The organism is Methylomonas sp. HYX-M1 (assembly GCF_040741385.1).
Lineage (GTDB): Bacteria > Pseudomonadota > Gammaproteobacteria > Methylococcales > Methylomonadaceae > Methylomonas > Methylomonas rhizoryzae.
The window spans coordinates 224,499-242,845 of sequence record NZ_CP160405.1; the positions used below are offsets into that span (position 1 = coordinate 224,499).

Annotated in this window: 21 protein-coding genes; 11 read left to right on the top strand and 10 right to left on the bottom strand. The window is 45.4% G+C overall.

The genetic code is table 11. The features are described 5' to 3' along the window. Positions 1–78: 78 nt before the first annotated feature. From radC to AB0A83_RS00990, 4 genes are all read right to left on the bottom strand, one after another. Positions 79–606, bottom strand: a complete 528-nt coding sequence (gene radC, locus AB0A83_RS00975; RefSeq protein ID WP_367155165.1) for a DNA repair protein RadC — start codon at positions 604–606, stop codon at positions 79–81. 178 nt (positions 607–784) lie between these two features. Further along, positions 785–1,108 carry a hypothetical protein gene (locus tag AB0A83_RS00980; protein WP_367155166.1) on the bottom strand — a complete coding sequence of 108 codons (324 nt, stop codon included), beginning with the start codon at positions 1,106–1,108 and terminating at the stop codon, positions 785–787. A 108-nt stretch (positions 1,109–1,216) separates the two neighbouring features. After that, positions 1,217–1,573, bottom strand: coding sequence for a type I restriction endonuclease subunit M (locus AB0A83_RS00985; protein ID WP_367155167.1), 357 nt, complete (start codon positions 1,571–1,573; stop codon positions 1,217–1,219). A 93-nt stretch (positions 1,574–1,666) separates the two neighbouring features. After that, on the bottom strand, positions 1,667–1,936 hold the full coding sequence (locus AB0A83_RS00990; RefSeq protein WP_367155168.1) for a hypothetical protein: 270 nt from the start codon (positions 1,934–1,936) through the stop codon (positions 1,667–1,669). A 564-nt stretch (positions 1,937–2,500) separates the two neighbouring features. On the opposite strand from AB0A83_RS00990, the gene AB0A83_RS00995 reads away from it, so the two are divergent. Genes AB0A83_RS00995 through AB0A83_RS01020 form a run of 6 tightly spaced genes read left to right on the top strand, consistent with a single transcriptional unit; the run spans position 2,501 to position 6,526 of the window. Continuing rightward, the gene (locus AB0A83_RS00995; RefSeq protein WP_367155169.1) at positions 2,501–3,988 is read left to right on the top strand and encodes an N-6 DNA methylase; all 1,488 of its coding nucleotides are present in this window, start codon (positions 2,501–2,503) and stop codon (positions 3,986–3,988) included. Continuing rightward, the gene (locus AB0A83_RS01000; protein ID WP_367155170.1) at positions 3,985–5,448 is read left to right on the top strand and encodes an N-6 DNA methylase; all 1,464 of its coding nucleotides are present in this window, start codon (positions 3,985–3,987) and stop codon (positions 5,446–5,448) included. Before AB0A83_RS00995 ends, AB0A83_RS01000 begins: the two co-directional genes overlap by 4 nt. A 12-nt stretch (positions 5,449–5,460) precedes the next feature. Continuing rightward, positions 5,461–5,670, top strand: a complete 210-nt coding sequence (locus AB0A83_RS01005; protein ID WP_367155172.1) for an addiction module protein — start codon at positions 5,461–5,463, stop codon at positions 5,668–5,670. Beyond that, positions 5,667–5,954, top strand: a complete 288-nt coding sequence (locus AB0A83_RS01010) for a type II toxin-antitoxin system RelE/ParE family toxin (RefSeq protein ID WP_367155173.1) — start codon at positions 5,667–5,669, stop codon at positions 5,952–5,954. Before AB0A83_RS01005 ends, AB0A83_RS01010 begins: the two co-directional genes overlap by 4 nt. A 45-nt stretch (positions 5,955–5,999) precedes the next feature. Continuing rightward, a complete protein-coding gene (locus AB0A83_RS01015; RefSeq protein WP_367155174.1) occupies positions 6,000–6,188 on the top strand; it encodes a hypothetical protein in 189 nt (62 codons plus the stop codon). A gap of 17 nt (positions 6,189–6,205) precedes the next feature. Further along, positions 6,206–6,526: a hypothetical protein gene (locus AB0A83_RS01020; protein WP_367155175.1), complete on the top strand. Its 321-nt coding sequence runs from the start codon at positions 6,206–6,208 to the stop codon at positions 6,524–6,526. Between the two features lie 65 nt (positions 6,527–6,591). Here AB0A83_RS01020 and AB0A83_RS01025 read toward each other — a convergent pair whose 3' ends face one another. Beyond that, positions 6,592–7,680 carry an IS5 family transposase gene (locus AB0A83_RS01025; protein WP_367154800.1) on the bottom strand — a complete coding sequence of 363 codons (1,089 nt, stop codon included), beginning with the start codon at positions 7,678–7,680 and terminating at the stop codon, positions 6,592–6,594. 135 nt (positions 7,681–7,815) lie between these two features. Here AB0A83_RS01025 and AB0A83_RS01030 point away from each other — a divergent pair, with 135 nt between their 5' ends. Both AB0A83_RS01030 and AB0A83_RS01035 read left to right on the top strand, forming a co-directional pair. Further along, positions 7,816–8,766: a restriction endonuclease subunit S gene (locus AB0A83_RS01030; RefSeq protein ID WP_367156147.1), complete on the top strand. Its 951-nt coding sequence runs from the start codon at positions 7,816–7,818 to the stop codon at positions 8,764–8,766. 2 nt (positions 8,767–8,768) lie between these two features. Further along, positions 8,769–11,735, top strand: coding sequence for a type I restriction endonuclease subunit R (locus AB0A83_RS01035; RefSeq protein WP_367155176.1), 2,967 nt, complete (start codon positions 8,769–8,771; stop codon positions 11,733–11,735). A gap of 180 nt (positions 11,736–11,915) precedes the next feature. Here AB0A83_RS01035 and AB0A83_RS01040 read toward each other — a convergent pair whose 3' ends face one another. Beyond that, the gene (locus tag AB0A83_RS01040) at positions 11,916–12,425 is read right to left on the bottom strand and encodes a hypothetical protein (protein WP_367155177.1); all 510 of its coding nucleotides are present in this window, start codon (positions 12,423–12,425) and stop codon (positions 11,916–11,918) included. A gap of 190 nt (positions 12,426–12,615) precedes the next feature. On the opposite strand from AB0A83_RS01040, the gene AB0A83_RS01045 reads away from it, so the two are divergent. The 3 genes from AB0A83_RS01045 (at position 12,616) to AB0A83_RS01055 (ending at position 16,549) form a co-directional block, all read left to right on the top strand. Further along, on the top strand, positions 12,616–13,296 hold the full coding sequence (locus AB0A83_RS01045) for a hypothetical protein (RefSeq protein WP_367155178.1): 681 nt from the start codon (positions 12,616–12,618) through the stop codon (positions 13,294–13,296). A 195-nt stretch (positions 13,297–13,491) separates the two neighbouring features. Next, the gene (locus tag AB0A83_RS01050) at positions 13,492–15,348 is read left to right on the top strand and encodes a UvrD-helicase domain-containing protein (RefSeq protein ID WP_367155179.1); all 1,857 of its coding nucleotides are present in this window, start codon (positions 13,492–13,494) and stop codon (positions 15,346–15,348) included. Between the two features lie 349 nt (positions 15,349–15,697). Continuing rightward, on the top strand, positions 15,698–16,549 hold the full coding sequence (locus tag AB0A83_RS01055; RefSeq protein ID WP_367155180.1) for a hypothetical protein: 852 nt from the start codon (positions 15,698–15,700) through the stop codon (positions 16,547–16,549). 111 nt (positions 16,550–16,660) lie between these two features. Here AB0A83_RS01055 and AB0A83_RS01060 read toward each other — a convergent pair whose 3' ends face one another. The 4 genes from AB0A83_RS01060 to AB0A83_RS01075 are packed head-to-tail and all read right to left on the bottom strand — an operon-like array spanning position 16,661 to position 18,024. Next, positions 16,661–17,074: a type II toxin-antitoxin system VapC family toxin gene (locus AB0A83_RS01060; protein WP_367155181.1), complete on the bottom strand. Its 414-nt coding sequence runs from the start codon at positions 17,072–17,074 to the stop codon at positions 16,661–16,663. After that, positions 17,071–17,346, bottom strand: a complete 276-nt coding sequence (locus AB0A83_RS01065) for an Arc family DNA-binding protein (RefSeq protein WP_367155183.1) — start codon at positions 17,344–17,346, stop codon at positions 17,071–17,073. Before AB0A83_RS01065 ends, AB0A83_RS01060 begins: the two co-directional genes overlap by 4 nt. 41 nt (positions 17,347–17,387) lie before the next feature. Continuing rightward, a complete protein-coding gene (locus AB0A83_RS01070) occupies positions 17,388–17,753 on the bottom strand; it encodes a PIN domain-containing protein (RefSeq protein ID WP_367155184.1) in 366 nt (121 codons plus the stop codon). A 10-nt stretch (positions 17,754–17,763) separates the two neighbouring features. After that, positions 17,764–18,024, bottom strand: coding sequence for a hypothetical protein (locus AB0A83_RS01075; RefSeq protein ID WP_367155185.1), 261 nt, complete (start codon positions 18,022–18,024; stop codon positions 17,764–17,766). Positions 18,025–18,347: the final 323 nt, after the last annotated feature.

Below are 18,347 nucleotides of genomic sequence, written 5' to 3' on the forward strand. Positions count from 1 at the left end.
CTCTCCGCATCCGATATCGAATACTTCTCAACTGGTGTGCGGAGTTTCGCCAATTGGCGACTGCGATCAAATCAGCGTTCATAAGCAACCTGCCTCGGCGAATGAGTAAAAATCGCCGGCAGCCACAATGACATGGTCCAGCAACCGAACTTCCACCAATGCCAACGCTTGTTTCAAATTACGCGTAAGTTGTCGATCAGCCTCACTGGCATTGACGGTGCCGGACGGATGGTTGTGCGCAACCACCAAAGCGCATGCATTTAATGCCAGAGCTTGCTTAACGATTTCTCGCGGATGCACACTGGCGGAATTGATGGTGCCAAGGAAACATACTTCCGCTTGTAGAATACGATGTTGATTATCCAAGTAAATGCAATAAAACAGCTCCCGTTCTTGAGTTCCCAATGCTAAGGCCAAAAACGCTCGGCAATCACTCGGACTCTCCAACGCAGCACCGCGCGCTACTTGCTGAGCAACCAACGCTAAGGCCTTCGCGATGATTTCCTCCCGAGACGCTGGACGAAGCAATGTGTATTGGCCGTCCTCTTCCAGCAAAAACGGTAGGCTTGTGGAAAGAACTCCGGTACTCAATTCGATGGGACTCATAGACTTATTCTCCAAATTCGATAGACGCGACGACGCCTAGGCCGCTTGCTTCCAACAGCGACGTCACATCTGAGTGTGTAAGTGGGGCCGTCAGCCGATTTGGGCCGTACGACAAAGAACCAGGTCGAACCGGCAGCTATCTAACAGAGCGAATAGCATGCCGCTAACCTTGAGAGCATTACGCAGTAGGCGGTTGTAACAAAGTGTCTATGTCGTCAAGAATCGCTTGGACACTGATTAGGGACCGGCGCAACGACTTAGTATTCAATCGCCGGGCGCTGAGCTGTTTGACCGTGTCCTTCAATTCCGACAGCAGTTCTTGAACCTCCTGAGATATGGGTTGCGCTAAAGTAACGTTGTTTACAGATGGGTTATGTAATGCCGGCTGGCTCGCGGCAGCGGCCGGTCCGCTCGGGGAGCGAATTTGACCTCGGCCTGAACGGCTTGCGGTCGGTGAATCACCCGCTGAAACGGAGGCTTGGTTTTCGGTGGTCTCAGCCATAGATACTCCTAATGTGTTTGATAAAACTATCGATCCGGCGCAATGGAAAGACGGCAATACCACTACCACTGCGCTCAATCTTTCAATTTATTCGCCGGTATGTCGCGTTTAATATTCTTCCGGCAATAACAAGGTAGTAACGCGACGATCTGCTTCGGTGATCAGCCAGACACGTAATGGCGAATCAGCTGAGGTCTTGTGTGCTTGCGCTACACTGGGAAACTGGTAAACCGACAATATTCGGCTCCATTGACTCAATGCCTCTTCATTAGCCTGCGCGTCTTCGCTGCTCACATTCCCCCAATCGCCACCTAGATGGCGTTGTAAAAGAGCCTGAGGATCAACCCCAATGCTTTTCAAAAGCGCCAATGCCCCCCGAGTTCCAACGAATTGGCCCGGATGGAAACGCAGTTGCGGAAGTGGATTCTGATCTTGTGGATCATTGTTGTTGGTACAGCTTGACATGATGCATCCCCTATAAACGAACTCAAAAATCAATCTAACTTAAAAAGTAAGCCGCCAATATACGAACCGATAAGAACAAAAGAACTATCGCAACTATTCTTCAAATTCATCGGCCTCTTCGGTTAACGGTGACCAACTCAACTCGTTCAATTCACTGAGATCCTGATCCTGTTCGCTCAGAGTAGAACATAACACCAAAGTCAGGCAACGCGCTAAGAAACGCACGCTAAGCCCCAGTTCTACTGCGAGCGAATACGACTCAGCCTGTTGTACCGCAAGGGCGTACTCCTTGCAGATGGATTTAAAACCTTCGGCCAGAACTTGCAATGATTCGCTTTCCCTATCGACAGATAATGAAGCCATAAAATTTCTCCTAGATAACATATAACTTGCACGTTTAATAAAACAGAACTCCCCCTTTAGCTCGCGCGATCAATTCCAGCGCTATGACGGACATCAGCTCGCGTATTAGCGTATTTAATTAGACAGGCGTCTAGAATAGAAAAGTTAATGGGAAGAGGAGCGGGGATAATTGCTTTCCTCCGCGGCGACAATTATAACATATTTTCATTATTTTGTCAATTAAATCAATAACTTAACCAATAATTACCGACTTTTGTCTTTAGCCAGCGATCGCCAGTGAATACCAAATCAGAAAATGACTTCAGCCTTCTGGAGAGCTTCAATGTCGTTTGCTATATGAACGTATCTTTTAGTATCTATTACCGTTTTTGATAATTCCGATAGTATCAGTTGTTCGCGTATCTCGGGGGTTATAAATCCCTACGGACAAATGTTCCATTTCCGCTACGTTTCTTTCTACTTTTAAGAAACTTAAGATTCCATTTTTTCATCCGATCTCAATCAGCTTTCGTGGCTATAATCCAGCCTCTGTAGATTTGCCAATTAAGGACAGTAAGTTCTTCAATGACTGAAAACAAGCTAACACTCTCTCAACTGGAACAATACCTTTCCAAAGCTGCCTGGATATTAAAAGGCCCCGTCGATGCCTCGGATTTCAAGGTCTACATCTTTCCGCTGCTTTTCTTCAAGCGTATCTCCGATGTGTACGACGAGGAATACAATCAAGCGATGGCCGAATCAGGCGGAGATGAAGATTACGCCTTACTGCCGGAATTTCACCGTTTTGATATTCCGCAAGATTGCCACTGGAATGACGTGCGGGAAACAGCTACCAATGTTGGATTGGCGATTGAAAAAGCCTTGCGCGGCATAGAGCAAGCCAATCAAGAATTTCTATACGGCATTTTCGGTGATGCTCAGTGGAGCAACAAAAACAAACTGTCTGACAAGCTGTTAATTGACCTGATTGAACACTTTTCCCAGTACCGCTTGGGCAATGAAAACGTCAATCCCGACATGCTGGGCCAAGCCTATGAATATCTCATCAAGCACTTTGCCGACCTGACCAACAAGAAAGCCGGCGAGTTTTACACCCCGCGTTCGGTTGTTCACCTGTTGGGTTTGATCCTCGATCCGCATGCCGGCGAAAGCATTTACGACCCGGCTTGCGGTACTGGCGGCATGCTATTGGAATGCGTAGACCACCTTAAACACAACCATGAAGATGCGCGTACGCTAAAACTTTACGGCCAGGAGAAAAACCTGACGTCTAGCTCCATTGCCAGAATGAACATGTTTTTGCATGGCATTGAAGATTTCGAGATTCTGCGCGGCGATACCTTACGCAGCCCGGCATTTTTTGAAGCCGATGGCTTAAAAACCTTTGATTGCGTGATTGCCAATCCGCCATTTTCGCTGCAAGACTGGGGTGCGGAAAACTGGGTCAACGATCCGTTTGGACGCAACATCGCCGGTGTTCCGCCAAAGAGCAATGGTGATATGGCCTGGGTGCAGCACATGGTCAAATCCATGAACAGCACAGGCCGTATGACTGTCGTGCTACCGCATGGCGCGTTATTCCGTAAAGGTTCGGAAGGCACAATCAGGCAAGCATTGATAGAGCAAGACTTGCTGGAAGCGGTGATTGGTTTGGGGCCTAATATTTTCTATGGCACTCAGTTAGCCGCTTGCGTGATGGTATTTAAGCAGAACAAAGCCCCTGAGAAAAAACGCAACGTCTTGTTTATCGATGCTTTGGATCAAATCCGTGTCGGTAGAGCGCAAAACTTCCTGGAGCCAAGCCACGTCAAGCAAATTTACGACTGGTATCAGGCCTTTGAAGATGTTCCCAATTATGTAAAGGTCGCCACGCTGGAAGACCTGAAAGAAAACGATTACAACCTGAACATCCCGCTGTATGTGGAAAAAATCATTGAAGACAATCTGCCCAGCGTGGAAGAAGCTCTGAGTGATTTAAAAGCGGCTTGGCAAGCTAGCCTGCAAGCAGAAGAAAAGTTTAAAACCCTGTTAAAAGAATTTATCCAGCCATGACCCAGCAAGAACTCGAAAAATACCTCTGGGGCGCAGCCACTGCCTTGCGCGGCACCATCGATGCCGGAGATTACAAGCAATACATCTTTCCGTTGCTTTTCTTCAAGCGTATCTCCGATGTTTACGACGAAGAGTTTGCCAACGCCTTGACGGAAAGCGATGGTGATTTGGAATACGCGGCTTTTGCCGAAAACCATCATTTCCAGATCCCCGATGGCGCGCATTGGAACGATGTACGGGAGAAAACCGTCAATATCGGTGCGGCCTTGCAAGAAGCCATGCGAGCCATCGAACAAGCCAACCCGGATACTCTGTTCGGCATTTTCGGCGATGCCAGTTGGACCAACAAAAATCGCTTGTCCGATGCCATTCTGACCAATCTAATCGAGCATTTTTCCCAGCACAAACTCAACATCCGCAACGTCCCGGATGACCAACTGGGCAACGCATACGAATACCTGATTAAGGAATTTGCCGACGATAGTGGCCATACCGCCGCCGAGTTTTATACCAACCGCACCGTGGTCAAACTGATGACGCTCATCATGGACCCGCAACCCGGCGAAAGCGTTTATGACCCGACTTGCGGTTCCGGTGGTTTGTTATTGAACTGCGCCTTGCATTTAAAAGAGGAAGGCAAGGAATACCGCACCCTCAAATTGTACGGCCAGGAAATCAATCTACTCACCTCCGCGATTGCCCGTATGAACATGTTTCTGCACGGTATCGAGGAATTTAGTGTGGTGCGCGGCAATACTTTGACGAATCCGGCCTTCCTAGAGAATGACGAGCTGAAGACTTTCAACGTCATACTCGCCAATCCGCCGTACTCGATCAAAGCCTGGGACCGCAAAGCCTTCGAGAGCGACCCTTTTGGGCGTAATCTATGGGGTACGCCGCCGCAAGGTTGCGCGGACTACGCGTTTCAGCAGCATATTCATAAAAGTCTGGATAAAGACAATGGCCGTTTTGCCATTCTTTGGCCGCACGGCATTTTATTTCGGGATGTCGAAGCGGAAATGCGCCGGAAGATGCTTGCAACCGATCAAATCGAAGCCGTCGTTGGTTTGGGAGCGAATTTGTTTTATAACTCCCCCATGGAAGCCATGATTTTGGTGGGTAATACCAATAAACCAGCGGAACGAAAAGGCAAGGTATTGTTTATTAATGGCAAAGAAGATGTCGTCGAAAACAAAGGCCAAGCTTATTTAACGGATGAGCATATCAGCAAGCTCTATAAAGCCTTTTTAGACTTCGTCGATATACCGCATTTCGCCAAGGTCGCAACCCAGGAAGAAATTCTGGCGCTAGATGGCAATATGAATATCAATTTTTACGTCAAGAAACAAAATACCGGCGATGACATTTCTTTTGCGGAAGCCTACCAAAATTGGCAAGATGCATCGGTACAATTGAACAACAGTATGCAGCGACTTTTCGATTCACTGACATCAAGCTGAAAGAGGATTACCATGAATTCGCAACAACTATTAAACGAAGCATTGCAACTCAAAGCCTCGGAAAAATTTTCGATAATCGACGCCTTGTTAAACAGTCTCGACAAACCGGATAGCGAAGTGAATGAAGCATGGAGTGTCGAAGCCGAAAAACGTTTAACGGCGTATCGGGAAGGACGATTAAAAGGGGTTCCAATGGAAGAAATCTTTAGCGATCAATCATGAAAGTCGTTTTTACCGAGCTGGCTAGATTAGAGCTATTGGACGCCATTGACTATTACGAACTGGAATTTTCCGGTTTAGGCAAACGCTTTCAGCAGGAAGTCAAAAGCGCCATTAAACGTATTATTCAATATCCCGATGCCTGGCCGTCAGAACGAAATGGCATCCGAAAATATGTGATGCACAAATTCCCCTACAAGCTTATTTATTCGCTGGAACAAGATCATATTTTAATCATCGTTGTCGCCCATCAGCACAGAAAACCGGATTATTGGGTCGATCGATAGCTTCATGACGATTAAGCGTAACCTTAGAAATATCCTATAAAAGTCATGAAAATTGAAATTAATATACCCGACAATTTACCGCAGACGATTGCGCTGCAATACTTGGCTACCATTCAGAAGCAAATAGATTTATTGGGGCAATTGGCATCTGGAAACAACCTAAATACAGCTAAGGCCAGATTAAAAAGAGGTTCTGCAAAGGGTAAAATTACCTTTATGACAGATACTTTTTAACCGGTTGAATAAATAAAATGGATAATTTTGTAATGGACCAAGCAACAGAGCTTCAACTGGATCGAAGTGATTGGCAACTGGTTAAATTCGGCGATCTCGCCATTCAGCAAAAAGAATCGATAGATCGGGATAACACCGAATTGACTCGCTATGTCAAAGGCGAGCACATGGGCTCGGAAGATTTGCACATCCGAGAATGGGGTGAATTAACCGATGAATATTTAGGCCCAGCTTTTAACAGGGTGTTGAAATTTGCCTATATGCCTTCGGCTTCAAAACCATTTTTTGGTTTGGATGAGCCTCTGGAAGCCCGATCAGGCCTCAAAAACCGGTTTTAGCCGGTTATATTCGCCCCGAAGGGCGTTAAATTCCGCCTTTTGGCGGATTTCAGGCGCACTACCGCCTAGGCGGTACTGTATCGCCAGCCGAAAATGGCGCCCATCCGAGTCAGGTTATAGGCGGCAAAGGTAAAAATTGTTTGCGCGGCGACCTTCTTTAACCCCCGGAACTTGGTTTGGCGTAGCGGGCCGACCGTCTTGGCCCAACCGAAGACTTCTTCGATCCGCTTGCGGACATTGAGGCTTTTCCGGTAACCCTCATGCCGTGTGGTACGTCCGTCGATGGCCGAACCTTTTTCCTTGCTGGCGACATGCGGCGTGACTTTGCGCTGGCGTAACTTGGCGACAAAATCCTGCGTATCGTAATTTTTGTCGGCGGCCAAGGTCGCGCCCGGTTTGTGGATCGTGCGTTTGACCATGGCATGGGCCGCCTCGCGTTCTGCGGTGCCGGTGGCCTGGGTGACTTCGACGTCAACGACGAGGCCGTTGCGATTTTCCATCAAGGCATGACCGAGGAAAGCCAGCTGCGATTTGTCGCCCTCGCTCTTTTTGTACAGCCGAGCATCGGGGTCGGTGCGTGATGCGTGGGTTTCGTTACTGCGTTTCTCGCCCTTGAAGTTGACCGTGGGATTGCGGCCGCCATCTTCCGGCGGCGGGGTCGAGCCGTCTTTCTTGACGAAACTCTTGTGCGAGGCCCAGGCTTGAATCAGTGTGCCATCTACGGAGAAGTGCTCGTCGGAGACAAGCTTTTTCCAATCCGCCAAGGCCAGTACCCGTTCGAAAAACAAGCGGCTGATCCGCTCATTCAGCAAACGGTCGCGGTTGGCGCTGAAGGTCGAGTGATCCCATACCTCGTCGTCCATCGTCAAGCCGACGAACCAGCGGTACAGCAGGTTAAAGTCAATGTGTTCCACCAGCTGCCGTTCCGAACGGATCGAAAACAAGACTTGCAACAGACTGGCGCGGAGCAAGCGTTCCGGCGGAATAGAGTCCCGGCCGCGGCGGGCGTAGAGTGTATCGAATTCGTCGTTGAGCGTGGCGAGCAACAAGTCGACCACTTGACGCAGCTTGCGTAGCGGATGCTTTTTGGGAATCCGGCTTTCCAGGGTTCGGTAACTGAACAGGTCTTCTTGAGTAATGTCGGCGCCGCGCATGGGGACAGTGCAATATATTGGAGATAGAACTATTTTATCATTTAGAACAATGCTTTATGATTTGCCAACACATCTGACTCAACCAGCCAATGCGGGTTACAGGGGAGATAAAATCAACAGCCTGTTATCCGAAAAATTGAGCAAGGCGATATTCTTTATGGTTCCAGACGGACCTATCTAAGAAAAGTTGCTGTCGCTCATTTTGACGGCATTACTTCCAATACCACCTTTGTTATTAAAGCCAACGAAGCCAAGATTGATAAACGGCTGTTGCCTTTTGTTATGCTTTCAGAAGGCTTTGCTGAACATTCGATTCGTAATTCTAAAGGTTCGGTGAATCCTTACATCAATTGGAAGGATATAGCCAATTATGAATTTTTGCTTCCCCCAAAAAACCAACAAGCGAAATTAGCTGAATTGCTTTGGGCTATGGATGAGGTGATTGAGAAACATCTGGATTCATTAAGATGTAGCGAGTTATTAATTCAATCTAATGAAAATTTGTTACTTAACAAATCGGATTACGTTACTAAAAATATTTTAGATGTTGCTGAAGTTCAACGTGGAAAGTTTGCGCATAGACCAAGAAATGCACCGCAATTTTATGGCGGGAACATACCATTTATTCAAACTGCAGAAGTTGTGGAAGCGAATAAATGGATAAAAAAATACTCGCAAACATTGAATGAGATTGGATTATCAATTAGTAAAATGTTTAAACGAAAAACAATTGTCATGACAATAGCCGCAAATATAGGATATGTTGGCATGTTAGATTTCGATAGCGCGTTTACTGACAGTTTAGTTGGAATAAATTCATTTGAAGACATACTGTCCCAAGAATATTTATTCTACTACTTGAATCATAAGCAGAAAGAAATAGAGAGCTTATCAACTGAAAGCGCTCAGAAAAACCTTAGTCTTGAACGCTTTGAAAGTTTCAAAGTAAATTTTCCAGAAAGTTTATCTGAACAATTACGGATAGTTGCAATTCTTGACAACATAAGAAACAACATGGAAGTAATTGAACTTAATGTTTTGGCTTCTACTTCTCTCCAAAAAAGCCTAATCAACCAAATCTTCTAACGATGGCTTTCACCGAACTTAACAGCGTCGAACATTACATCATTCACCAAATCAGCGGCGTGAATTTGAATAGCAGCAAGGTGGCCGATCCCAAGGCCGGATATGGCATGCAGTGGCTGTATCAATCTGCCGACGAGTTGCCGCGCGGCATCAACGAAGTACTGGTGGAAAGCGAACTGAAAGTGGCGCTATTGCGGTTGAATCCGGAAATCAATCAACGCCCGGAACTGGCCGACGAGGTAATTTACAAACTGCGGGCCATTTTGATTTCGGTGAATCAAATCGGTTTGGTCAAAGCCAATGAAGAGTTTTTTAAATGGCTGAGCGGCGAAAAGACCATGCCGTTTGGCGAAAGCAATCGCCATGTGCCGGTGCGTTTGCTGGATTTCGACGACTTGAGAAACAATCGCACTATCGTCACTAATCAGTTCCGCATCCATCACCGCGAAACCAAAATCCCCGACATCGTATTGTTGATTAACGGTATTCCACTGGTGGTCGGCGAGGCGAAAACGCCGATACGGCCTTCGGTGAGTTGGCTGGATGGGGCCCATGAAATTCATCATATCTATGAAAACGCCGTGCCGCAGTTATTCGTACCGAACATCTTGTCGTTTGCCACCGACGGCAAAGAGCTGTTTTATGGGGCGATTCGCTGTCCGCTGGAATATTGGGCACCGTGGCGCTTGGAGTCGGACAGTGGTGACATCGCCAAAAGCCTGGGTTTAACGGAAATCGGCAAAGAGCTAAGGGATTTGCTCAAACCCGAACGGCTGCTGGACATTCTGCAAAACTTTTCGCTGTTCACCACCAATAAAAAGAAGCAGCGCAGCAAAGTGATTCCGCGTTTTCAGCAGTACGAAGGCGCGAATAAGATCGTTCAGCGGGTGATCGAGGGGCGCATCAAGAAAGGCTTGATCTGGCATTTTCAAGGCTCGGGCAAATCGCTATTGATGGTATTCGCCGCGCAAAAATTGCGTAGAGCCACTGAACTTAAAAGTCCGACCGTGATTGTATTGGTGGATAGAACCGATTTGGATACCCAAATCAGCGGTACGTTTAATGCCGCCGATGTGCCGAATGTGGAAACCACCGATAGTATTAGCGAGCTGCAAACCCTGCTGGAACGCGATACCCGTAAGATCATCATTTCGATGATTCATAAGTTTCGCGATGCCAAGCCCAACATGAATGCCCGCGACAATATCATCGTGCTGGTCGATGAAGCGCACCGTACCCAGGAAGGCGATTTGGGCCGGCAAATGCGGGCGGCACTGCCGAATGCGTTTTTGTTCGGTTTGACCGGCACGCCAGTCAACAAGGCCGATAAAAATACCTTCTGGGCCTTTGGTGCCGAGGAAGATCAAGGTGGCTATTTGTCGCGTTATACCTTTCATGATTCGATTCGCGATGAAGCCACCTTGCCGCTGCATTTCGAGCCGCGTTTGGTGGATGTGCATGTCGATAAGGAAGCTATTGATCTAGCCTTTGCCGAATTCAAAGACAGCGCGGCTTTAACCGATGAAGAAGCCGATGCCTTGAACCGTAAGTCGGCAAAAATGGCGGCATTCTTGAAGGCGCCGGAACGGGTAGCGAAAATCGTGGCCGATATTGCCGGGCATTTTAAAGAAAAGGTCGAACCGCAAGGCTTCAAAGCCATGATTGTTACCCCGGACCGCTTTGCTTGCGTGCAATACAAGGAAGAGCTGGATAAACACTTTGCAACCGAAGCCAGCCGAGTGGTGATTTCGACTTCCGCTAATGACGATTTCGAGTTTAAGCAAAAGTGGGCCTTGGATAAGTCTGCACAGGAAAAGGTGGTCGATGAGTTTAACGATGCCCATGCCGAGCTGAAATTTATCATCGTCACTGCTAAACTACTAACCGGCTTTGACGCGCCGATACTGCAAACGCTGTATCTGGATAAATCGTTAAAAGACCATACCCTGTTGCAAGCTATCTGCCGTACTAATCGTTTATATCCGCACAAAACCTTTGGCCGTATCGTGGACTATTTCGGCGTGTTTGACGATGCCGCTAAAGCCTTGGAGTTTGACGAGGAAAGCGTCAAGCAGGTCATTACCAATCTGTCGGCCTTGCGGGAGCAATTACCCGAAGCCATGCGGGAAACGCTGGCTCACTTTGCTGGAGTAGATAGAACGCTGGAAGGTTTTGAGGGCTTGGAAGCCGCGCAGAACGCTATCAACAGTAACGAGAAAAAGGATGCCTTTGCTCGCGACTTTAAGTATTTGTCGAAGCTATGGGAATCCTTATCGCCGGATAACCTCCTGAACCTGTATCAAACCGATTACAAGTGGCTGGCTCAGGTCTACGAATCAGTAAAACCGGCGTCGGACAATATCGGCAAGCTGCTTTGGCTGTCTTTAGGCGCGCAGACCACGCAATTGATTCATGAAAACATCCATGTCGGTGATGTGCATACCTTGGAAGAGTATGTGCTGGATGCCGATGTCATCGAGGACATTTTCAATCACCCCGACCAGAAGAAAATCAAACAGCTGGAAAAACTGCTGGTCAAGCGCTTTCAAAAACATGCCGACCTGCCGCAATTCAAAAAGCTCAGCGAGCTATTGGAAGAACTGCGTGATAAGGCTGAAAAAGGCCTTATCAGCTCGATTGAGTTTGTCAAAGAACTCTGCAAACTGGCTAAAGAAACCCTTCAGGCTGAAAAAGAATTAGAAGAAGCGTTACAAGAAAAATCACCGCAAGCGGCGCTGACGGAGTTATTCCTGGAACTGAAAACCGACCAAACGCCGGCTGTAGTGGAGCGCATCGTCGCCGATATAGACGCTATCGTGCGAGTCGTGCGCTTTCCCGGTTGGCAGCATTCAACGTCCGGCGAGCGCGAGGTGCAAAAGTCGTTACGAAAGGCGTTGTTGAAATACCAGTTGCATAAGGATCAGGCGTTGTTTGATAGGGCTTATGCTTACATCAAGGCATATTATTAGGGGGGCTGTTGCCGTTTCGAACCAATAGTCTTGAAATTAGGGAGCGCTGCCTCATTGATTAACTTTTCGAACAAAAGGCAAGCAAGCGATGCCTCGGCAGCTTACGGATCTCCGCTGCTTTAAATTTGTTGATTTAGACGCTGTTTATTATCCTGTGCCAACTAGAGTCATCGTTGATCGTCACAACCGAGAAAAATCTGGCATATCTAACCCCTTGTCTTCTATATATTGTCTAAATTCTTCCCCCCAAGAAGTTTGCAACATTCGCAACAGCGTTTCGCGCGCGCCGCTAGCAACATAGACCCGCTTTTCATTGTCTTTCCTGCGGGTCGCAATAAGCATTAAGCGGAATTCACCGAGCGGCTTACATACCACTGCCGTACGTCCCACCATTGAGCTAATAGCTCTTTCCGTTAATAGTCCACATGTCAGTTGCAAGTGAGGATTACGTAGGTTTTTAAACGTCGCGTAAACTCCCTTGTCCGTTTCACCTTCACGAATAGTCAACACTGTCACCGCTAATGCGATCAGCTCCCAAGAGCATTTTCGCCAGGCAATCTCTATTGCATTTTCGATACTGACACCAGCATTAGACTCTAATAGACTGTGCATTGTGTTTAATATATGATGCAGGCTCTCGACATCATTTATAACTTCGGTATCAAAATCAAAATTGATCGAAACCTTCATTAGTGACTCCATTTATTCTTAATGACTACCCTTTCGTACGATTGATAATACGTCGAAAACTTGCTCTAATCACATTATAGACTGTATTAGACTGCACATATTGTCTATGATGAATCGGATGCCCATTACGTTAGTCAATCGAGGACATTCGACTACTTTCCACCCTCAACAAAAAAAACGAGATAAACCTATGAGCAAAAAATCCCCCTCAACAAGCAAACACAAAATGGATATATGGATTAACGATTTGCTTAAACATGGCATTGACGAAATTTGCGATCAGGACATCGAAGAGATCCTATCTTATCTAGAGGAGGAAATCTTAGAATTTAGTGAACTAACTACAGAAACCAAAACCTGTCGATTTAACCTACGAAGAGCGATTTACCTTCTTGACTCGGGCGGCGCAGAAAGGCTTGGTTACAGTTCTCTGAAGGAATGCTTCAACGACCTACTCGAAACCAATAACCATCCCTCAACGCTGTATCGGGAAGCCGCTGCCGCTCGCGTAGAGGCAATCTTGTTAGGGCCTAACAAAATCGGGACCATCAAAGAGTCGGTTCTCAGGCCACTAACGAAGTTGCAAGATATCAATTTCATTAAGACCGCTTGGAAACAGGCAATGGATTGTAGGCAAACACATTCGGGCTTCCCAACTGCGGCGATTGTCCAAGCTTCCATTCTCAAACTCCGAATGGAGTCAACAAACACTAAAAAGACTTCGTGGTCGGAAGGGCGCGCGGAAAAGATAGCCGAACAATTCGCCAACAAATTAAACAATATGGCAGTAAAGTTTAAAGGAGGATTAACTAAAAATCGGATCATACAAATTTTGGACATACTTGAACTTAAGCTAATTGAGCGCACGTGACAACAGCCAGGCGCGCTTATCATCATTTCGCAAAAAACCATTATCTCAATAACGCAGCTTGACTATACCGCTGTTACGGATTCGGCGAATGCGGAATCCGTTTTCAATAGCCAAATCCATATTCAACGCATCCTAATAGTTACTGTTTGAAAATGTTGAGGTATCTACCAATCTCTTGTTTTATATGTATATCCGATGAAACATAAACCCACTTACGAGCAATTAAAAATAATCAGATTCATCAACGGCACATGCCAAGTGACTGCTGGACCTGGCTGCGCTAAAACTACAACTTTAGCGATGCGCGCGCAATATTTAGTCGAGCGTGGCATCGTGCCCGGACAGATTGCGATAGCAACTTATTCCAAGGCGTTAGTTAACGATATTAATGCCGCACTAACCAAACTGCTAGGTGAAAAAATAGCAAGCCAAATTTCGGTAAAAACTCTTCACAGTTTTGGCTTATCGTTCATACAAAGTTATCAGAAAAGCCAAGGTGAGCATGAGTACAACGTTCTTAGTGCAGGCATGGCTGATCACATTTATCAGCAACTGGCGAATACCCATAATCTGTCGTTAAAACAAGTGAAACAGGGCTTTGCTTGTCTTGTTGCTAACAAATCAATGAAACAATTAGACGGTACTCAGAAAAAACGCTGTGAAAAAGCTTATCGCGAGTACTGCAATCAAAAGGAATTGAAGAATGTGATCGATTTTAATGACATGCTCATTCGCAGCCGAAAACTTCTAAGTCTAAACAAGCTAGAACCACCATTTAAACACCTAATGATCGATGAATTACAAGATATTTCAGCGATTGAGCGGGAGTTTATCTTAGCCTGCGAGCCATATTTAAATAGCTTGGTGTTAGTAGGAGACCCTTTGCAATCGATTTATGGTTGGCGCGGCGCCGGCCGAGAACACTGGGACAAGTTACTAAAGAAATTAAAGCCTAAAACTTTTTGGCTAACACAATCATTTCGCGTCCCGGACACCTGCATGAAGCTCTGCCATTATGTTGGAGTTCAAATCGATAGTGAGTTTGCATTACGCTCCAAGCATACTGGCCCGCCACCGAGGTTAATTGTAAGTGTCGATCAACATGCGCAATACCAATGGTTAGTACGACGTCTGAAGAAAGCTCAAGGCAATGGTGTATCGTTTAACGATGTCACTATTTTATGTCGAACTCGCCGCGAACTGCATCAATTAGCCTTGGCATTACGGGCCAACGGTATTCCAGTTTATGAAAGTTATCGTACGGAAGAGGATTGTCATCTTGAACATTTATGGGCATTAATTCAACTTACGATTTTGCAACAAGCTTGTGACAAAAAGCGCATTAAACAACTGAATCGTGAGCAGATTGGTCAAGCTCAAGCTTGGATCGACCGACTTTGGCTAGGCGCTAGTTTGAAAAAAACGTTGAAAGATCGGATACGGCAAAAGCCTAGCAAGTTGCTCAGCGTCAAATCCGACCATAGATGTTACTCGATGGTAAACGGAATGGATAAGGCCATTCGAAAAGCTACTCAACTAAAATGCATCGAAAGCGCAATTCAATGTTTGATCGATGCTTGCGGCAAAACGATCGAGCGCCGCAACCAAACACAAAAACCGTTTCTGATGAGCGACTTGGCAACCATCAAAACCCGGATTCGGCAGCAAAACTTGCAAACCCTGGATGTCATACCTTTCGCGCTTTTCCAACGAGACCGTGAAGCCGAAAAACCGCATAAAAGGATATTGCTGCAAACTATACACCATAGCAAAGGCGGTGAGTGGCCTTACGTCATAGTATTGAATGTCGTCGATGGAGTTTTTCCTCGTGCCAATACCCAAAATATTGTAGAAGAACTGAGTCTTTTCTTTGTGGCGATCACGCGTACCAGCCGACAGTTGTACCTTTTACAAACACCGACACCACCAATGCAACAGGCTCGCAAGGAAAATCGACGTGCTAGACGTGGATTGTGTTTGCGAGACCAATGCTCCCCCTTTCTAGGGAAACCTAAACGCTTAGGCATCAAAATCGCAAAGTCAAAAACGTAAAGATTACGTACTACATGATTCTTTAATATTTAAAAGCTGGAATCAAGAACCGAAATTAACCTAGTTTTTCGCGCTCAAGACTTAAATAAAAATAGACGCACGAAGTAGCTATTTTGATATCTTACTCTGACTAGCCTTATTATTGATTGTGTTTTCTAAATCGACCATCAATAAACTTAGAGACATACTTCAGTATCAGTCATATTATTTATATATCACGCACAATTTACAAGCAATATTGTTAGTGTAAATAGCAAAAAAAGACTGGTATTTGCAGGTTTTTAGCGATTTTTGCTGGAAATCTCTACCAATAATTTATGGATATATATAATTAACATTGGCGCAAAAAATGAAAACAGCACAATTGAGTTTTTCAATCTTTGAAGCAGTTTTAAGCAATTACGGTTTTGAAGTTATTCCTTATTTCGACTCTATACATATTGGACTGGATAGTACTTGTGACATAGCATCCGTAAGAATCTTACAATCTGAATACACCAGTCAAAATAAAAATAAGATCAAAATTTCACCATACTCATTAATGAAGCGTCCAACTATTAATACAAAGATCGAACTTGAACAACCGGAAGAGGCGTTATTGACGAAATTGAATGATGCTCTCAGTGGAGACTATTTGATTAATGAAGTCGAATTTGCGATTGATATTTGTTCCAAAAGCATAAAAAAGATTGAAATGTTGAGAACATTTTTCGATGACCACATGCTTTATCAGAGTAAATCACAAGGACAAGATCATTTTTATCATCATCGCTACGTTAATCAAACCGACTACTTTGCCAAACGCCGTCAACGCAGAGGTACGTTGGTTGTTTATAATATGCCTTCATCAAAAATTAGATATCAACCTTGCGTGCATATTGAGATGAGGATTTGTTATTCAACAGATTTAAAGGACATAGGTATTTACAGCTTGCAGGACTTGATTGACTTTTTACCTGATAAGTTTTGGAAAAACAGACTTGATTTAAGGGTATTAAAGTTTAATCAATTGGGTCACTTGACTCAACCGATCGAAACCGGTTTGAGCATGAGTAGCTATCAGCGTCGAGGCCAAAGGCTATATGAAAATTTTCACAGCGCTCAACATTTACTGAATGATTTCCCACAATACGAACCCGCGTTTATGCCGATTACCAATCGCCGAATGTTGGAATCACGATTGTTACGGGTGTTAGAATAATTATCTTGAGGTCCATTGAAACGGCCAGAATGAATTGGCATCGCCGGCCGCACAGTGAGATGAAAAATCAACAGACAAAGCCACAAAGGCTGAAATAGTAAACGAAGATTATTAGGCACTTGCCTGGAATAAAAATTCGTCTAAACTCACCGCCGTTTCCGGAAATTCTTTTAATAGTCTTTTGTCTTGAGTGACTAGCGTTATGGATAGTTGTCGAGCTAAAGCCACAAATTCACAGTCATAAACAGAACAAGTGCTACTGGCAACGAGGTTCATGACCGCGACAGAAGGCAAGCTAAACTCTCGGTCGGTCATCAACGATTCGGCTTCGTCTTGCAAAGCCAGCGCTTCGGTCAAGGAAAGGATGCTCTGCCTCATATACAGTGCAAGCACATTACGGAACTCGCTTCGCCAAAGCTCAGGAGCAGCCCAGTCAGGATCAACTTGAAACAACTGACTTGCTTTCTCGGAATAATTCGTCGGCAAGAACAAGTAGCTAATGATATTGGTATCGGCAACGATCATGGACGCCCATTCTCGATAGCTTGATTGATGTCGTCTGCTGTAATGATATTGGAGGTAATGCTGGTTCGTAGCTGCTCTATGCGTTGTAAACGGTCATTGCTGTTGGTTTTCTTAGCAACCAACACCTTCTCAAGACAAACTAAAACCTCACTGTTGATGCTACGCCGATGAAGTTCGGCAGCAGATTTCAATTGTTCGTACAACGAGTCTGGAATGTTTTTGATAGTCAAGGCGGGCATGGGTTCAGCCTCAGTAAATAAGCTTGATTGCATTATGGTTGCTAATCGAAACTCATGCAATCAGGTATTTCTAATCAGTTTTCATCAGGTTGGTAATGATCGAGCATCAGTCCATTGATTTGAGAAAAGTGCTTAATATTGCCCGTACATAACAACTCATTATGTTCCATCGCTGTAGCAGCAATTAAAGCGTCACCCATTTCCATGCTATGGCTCAAGGCAAATTGACGGACCAGCTGCCGGGCATGATAGGAAATGCTATGATCTACTTCATGAATGGTGAATTGAAGAGCTTGCAGCATCTTTTCAAAGATCGCCAATTCCTTTTTGTTTCGGCAAAACGGCACATACTCCATGTAAGTGACTGCGGAGAGAGACCGTTGCTGAGTGCTTAGAATCAACTCTTTGGCTGAAGCAACGCCCCGATCAGCATAGATCAATATGTTAGTGTCAAAGATCACTCAGCTCGCTCCGGCGACCTTTACGAATATTGCGTAATTCATCTTCCACGGTAGCAATACCTGAATCACGGTGCATACCGAAAAATTCATTCATAGCGGCTTCTTGCTCTTTTGAATTAACAGTGGGTACAGCCGGATGAACGACACCAAGTGTTTGGCCGTGGTAAGTAATCTCTACGATCTCTCCACGTTTAAGAGCGTCAATAAGCGCCTTGTGTTTGGATTGAAGTTGGGATGCTGTGAGCCGCATAATAGGAAAAATAAATACTTTAGATTATTTATTTTATCATTTTGAGGGCGCAAAACAATACAGGCGCAATGTTCAAGGCTAAAAATCTTACGCGAGATTTACGCGACATAGTTATGCGCTGTCGTGATTCGTACGGACATTACGCGACATTCGATAACAATTAATCATAACAATATCAATAAGTTATGAATTCGTAATTGCACTTTTAATGCGATGGTCGTGCGTTCGAATCGCACACGACCCACCAACTTTCGATAAATGAATCAACCAGTTAGGCACATGTGTCGGCTGGTTTTTTTATGCCTAAAATCCAGCTTGTCGTA

Coding starts and splice junctions, on each gene's coding strand:
- radC (WP_367155165.1), bottom strand. CDS start 606: ATGAGTCCCATCGAATTGAGTACCGGAGTTCTTTCCACAAGCCTACCG.
- AB0A83_RS00980 (WP_367155166.1), bottom strand. CDS start 1,108: ATGGCTGAGACCACCGAAAACCAAGCCTCCGTTTCAGCGGGTGATTCA.
- AB0A83_RS00985 (WP_367155167.1), bottom strand. CDS start 1,573: ATGTCAAGCTGTACCAACAACAATGATCCACAAGATCAGAATCCACTT.
- AB0A83_RS00990 (WP_367155168.1), bottom strand. CDS start 1,936: ATGGCTTCATTATCTGTCGATAGGGAAAGCGAATCATTGCAAGTTCTG.
- AB0A83_RS00995 (WP_367155169.1), top strand. CDS start 2,501: ATGACTGAAAACAAGCTAACACTCTCTCAACTGGAACAATACCTTTCC.
- AB0A83_RS01000 (WP_367155170.1), top strand. CDS start 3,985: ATGACCCAGCAAGAACTCGAAAAATACCTCTGGGGCGCAGCCACTGCC.
- AB0A83_RS01005 (WP_367155172.1), top strand. CDS start 5,461: ATGAATTCGCAACAACTATTAAACGAAGCATTGCAACTCAAAGCCTCG.
- AB0A83_RS01010 (WP_367155173.1), top strand. CDS start 5,667: ATGAAAGTCGTTTTTACCGAGCTGGCTAGATTAGAGCTATTGGACGCC.
- AB0A83_RS01015 (WP_367155174.1), top strand. CDS start 6,000: ATGAAAATTGAAATTAATATACCCGACAATTTACCGCAGACGATTGCG.
- AB0A83_RS01020 (WP_367155175.1), top strand. CDS start 6,206: ATGGATAATTTTGTAATGGACCAAGCAACAGAGCTTCAACTGGATCGA.
- AB0A83_RS01025 (WP_367154800.1), bottom strand. CDS start 7,680: ATGCGCGGCGCCGACATTACTCAAGAAGACCTGTTCAGTTACCGAACC.
- AB0A83_RS01035 (WP_367155176.1), top strand. CDS start 8,769: ATGGCTTTCACCGAACTTAACAGCGTCGAACATTACATCATTCACCAA.
- AB0A83_RS01040 (WP_367155177.1), bottom strand. CDS start 12,425: ATGAAGGTTTCGATCAATTTTGATTTTGATACCGAAGTTATAAATGAT.
- AB0A83_RS01045 (WP_367155178.1), top strand. CDS start 12,616: ATGAGCAAAAAATCCCCCTCAACAAGCAAACACAAAATGGATATATGG.
- AB0A83_RS01050 (WP_367155179.1), top strand. CDS start 13,492: ATGAAACATAAACCCACTTACGAGCAATTAAAAATAATCAGATTCATC.
- AB0A83_RS01055 (WP_367155180.1), top strand. CDS start 15,698: ATGAAAACAGCACAATTGAGTTTTTCAATCTTTGAAGCAGTTTTAAGC.
- AB0A83_RS01060 (WP_367155181.1), bottom strand. CDS start 17,074: ATGATCGTTGCCGATACCAATATCATTAGCTACTTGTTCTTGCCGACG.
- AB0A83_RS01065 (WP_367155183.1), bottom strand. CDS start 17,346: ATGCAATCAAGCTTATTTACTGAGGCTGAACCCATGCCCGCCTTGACT.
- AB0A83_RS01075 (WP_367155185.1), bottom strand. CDS start 18,024: ATGCGGCTCACAGCATCCCAACTTCAATCCAAACACAAGGCGCTTATT.